We start from the raw sequence: 3171 nt of genomic DNA on the forward strand, positions 1-3171 counted from the left end.
CGATAACCGTTGATGCTCTTGAAGAAAGCTGAGAGAATTAAATATTATTTGGGCAAGTTCAGGTTTACTAAAAATCGGAGTCCAATTGACAGTAGTGCAGGTGAGAAAGTATGGACATTGTTCAATAATTTGGTAGCGACTGCGTCCCATTTTGGCCGTCTCCTTTCCTTTGCGGGTTTATTTGTTGTGTCTCATTGCATCTCGTGGATCTCGTTCCCAGGTTGTACCTGAAGGATATTTTAAGGCAGAGCCTTAAATATTGTCTGTCAAGGCAGAGCCTTGGCACAAGCAAATCCTGTTATCTCGTTCCCAGGTTCTACTTGGGAACCCTTTATTCAGGTTCTACCTGAAGGATATTTTAATAAAGAGCCTTAAATATTGTGTGTCAAGGCCGAGCCTTGGCACAAGCAAAATTTTCTAGCCATTGAATTACCTGTTGAGCTAAACTAACATTGTTTAATCGATCGATCTCGCGAATGCCGGTGGGACTGGTGACATTAACTTCGGTGAGGTAGCCACCAATCACATCTAATCCGACAAAATATAGGCCATCTTCTCGTAATTTTGGGGCTAAAGTGGCACAGATTTCTAATTCTCGATCGCTGATTGCTGTTTTTGCTACTCGTCCACCCACGGCCATATTACCGCGAAATTCTGAACCGGTGGGAATGCGATTAACTGCCCCGATGGGTTCACCATTGAGGACAATAATGCGTTTATCTCCTTCTTGGGCAGCTGGTAAATAATCTTGAATCATTACCGGTTCTTGTCCCCATTTTGTGCTAATTTCAATCATTGAATTGAGATTGCGATCTTCGGGACTAAGAAATAAAATTCCCTCCCCTGCTTTGCCCCCCAAAGGTTTCATAACTGCCGCCCCTTTTTGGTTGACAAATTCCCTAATTGTCGCTTTATCTTGGGAAACAATTGTGGCGGGCATTACCTGAGCAAAGTGAATAGTATATAACTTTTCGTTGGCATGGCGTAAACCCCTAGTTGAGTTAATTACTTGGGTTTTTTGGGGGTCGATCAGGTCTAATAAATAGGTGGCATAAAGATAGGCAATCGTCACGGGTGGGTCTTTTCGCATCCAGACAAAATCGAAGTTTTCTAGGCAGGTAAAAACTGTCTCTTGTCTTTGATACCATTGAGATACAGCCACCCAATGATTATCTTTTAACTCCACGGGAACCAGTTCAATTTTAGTTAGTTTTGCCCAAGCTTTTCCCGCAATCGCACTGAGATCCGTGATGGAAGTCATCCAGACTTCATGGCCTAATAATTGGGACGCTTCCATGATAGCTACACTGGTATCATGGCCCGGATCTAAATACTCGATCGGATCGATAATAAAGGCTAGTTTCATTAATAGTTTTTATCCTTAATTCTGCAACAGGGGAGCTAAACCACCACTTCTATCTAAAGCATAGATGTCATCGCAGCCCCCGATGTGTTGATCGTTTATAAAAATTTGTGGTACACTTGTACGACCATTGGCTCGATCGGACATTTTGGCTCGCGCTCTTTCATCACCATCGATACAATATTCGGTAAACTCCACCCCTTTTTTCTTGAGTAATGCTTTAGCGCGGATACAGAAAGGACAGGAACTCCAAGTATAGATCTCAACATTAGCGGCCATAAAATTTATCTCCCTTCTTTACATATCTTAAATTTTAGCCGATAACCGAGCAGTGATCTTCCTTCAGGTCAGAAAACGCCAATTAGGGCGATTCCACTGATATATTGCTTGTATTTCCCATTCTTCACCGTTTTGAAAGCGAATACGGCAACTAACAGGGGGGGAATCATCCTCACTTTCATTTACGGCGTTGTCAGATCAGAATAGGTAAAGATGCAATGCAATCCTTGCTATCAAAGTAATTTCAGTTCCGGTGCTGATTCGGAGCATCTTTCAATTTGACAACGCCTATTGTAGGGCTAATTCATGAATTAGCCCTACACCTATTACCTCACAGGTAAACCCGTCGCAACTATCGAGAGCGTCTGTGGGAATCCATTCCCATGAGAGTCCTAAAAAAGCTGATTTCAAAGGGTGACGATCCACGATAATCTAAGTATTGGGGAAATCATACCGTAAAATCACTCATCTATGACACCACGCTCGCTCACCGTTTTGCTCCTTTCTGTTCTTTTCTGGCTGTCTAGCTTGCTTATCATCCCTACTGCTCAAGCTTTGACCCCAATTCAACTATTAGATGTATCTTACAAAGACTGTCCCCCCGAATTAGCCGAGGGGAGTGTCACCAGTGGGGGAACCAGTTTTCCGGCTAATTGTTTTTTAATCACCGGCAAAGCTAAAAATAATTCCGGAAAAACCGTCTATGATGCCGATGTTTTTGGTCGGATTTACGATGCTAACGGGGAACCGGCTTTACAAAATCGTAGCCGAGTCGGGGCAATTCCAGAAGTGCCGCCAGGGATTAGTGATTTCGAGATCAGAATTTCTGTTTCTACCAATCAACCAACCCCCTTGCGACTGGAAAAATTCAAAGCTTCCGGTTTTACCAGCAGTGTGGATCCGCGGATTTAGAAACTGCTACTGACCAGACTGCTGGCCCCTGTGGCTACGACACTCTGAACAACGTTGAGCAGCAGGAACGCGAGAATCGGGGACAAGTCCATTCCGCCTAGGGGTGGGATAATCGAGCGAAAGAGGTTTAAATAGGGATCGGTAATCGGACTGAGAAAAGACATAATCTGATAGGCCCAACCAGCATTTTGGAACCAAGTCAGTAAAACCCTAACAATTAGGATTACCGAGTAAATTTGCAGGAAATTGTTGATTATCGTCAAAATAAACCCTATATCGCTCATAAATAAATCTTTCCTCAAGAGGGCGTGATGGTTAGTTTAGCTTTGATCTTACCAAAAAAATAGTCTTTAGTTACTCTCGCCGCCCTGTCTTACTGGTTTTAACCAGCTATCGGCATTCCTCCCAGTTGACGGACACTGGGGAAGAAAACTGAATACAGCAGTTATCTTAATGATGAGATAGGAAGTTTTCCTTTTGGGGAGACTCGGATTGTTCAAGTAGGGTTTGCGGCAAAAAGTTTTTCGTGGGGGTAGGGTGTGGGGTGTGGGGTGTGGGGTGTGGGGTTTTACCCATTTTCAGGGAAAAAGTCCAGGAATTTTCCCCCCAATCACTCC

4 protein-coding genes are annotated in these 3171 nt (G+C 43.6%); 1 reads left to right on the top strand and 3 read right to left on the bottom strand.

Features of this window, described 5'->3' with window-relative positions:
* Window positions 1-385: 385 nt before the first annotated feature.
* Window positions 386-1366 (bottom strand): glutathione synthase, encoded by a 981-nt coding sequence (gene gshB, locus PX481_RS29105; protein ID WP_288097455.1) that lies wholly within the window; start codon window positions 1364-1366, stop codon window positions 386-388.
* Between the two features lie 15 nt (window positions 1367-1381).
* Complete coding sequence (gene grxC / locus PX481_RS29110; protein ID WP_002803525.1) at window positions 1382-1642, bottom strand: glutaredoxin 3; 261 nt, start codon at window positions 1640-1642, stop codon at window positions 1382-1384.
* 471 nt (window positions 1643-2113) lie between these two features.
* On the opposite strand from grxC, the gene PX481_RS29115 reads away from it, so the two are divergent.
* Window positions 2114-2554: a hypothetical protein gene (locus PX481_RS29115; protein ID WP_002753281.1), complete on the top strand. Its 441-nt coding sequence runs from the start codon at window positions 2114-2116 to the stop codon at window positions 2552-2554.
* On the opposite strand, the gene PX481_RS29120 is transcribed toward PX481_RS29115, so the two are convergent.
* Entirely contained in the window at window positions 2551-2838 is a 288-nt protein-coding gene (locus PX481_RS29120; RefSeq protein ID WP_002763635.1) for a YggT family protein, read from the bottom strand. The genes PX481_RS29115 and PX481_RS29120 overlap by 4 nt on opposite strands.
* Window positions 2839-3171 lie beyond the last annotated feature (333 nt).

The organism is Microcystis sp. M53603_WE2 (assembly GCF_030065435.1).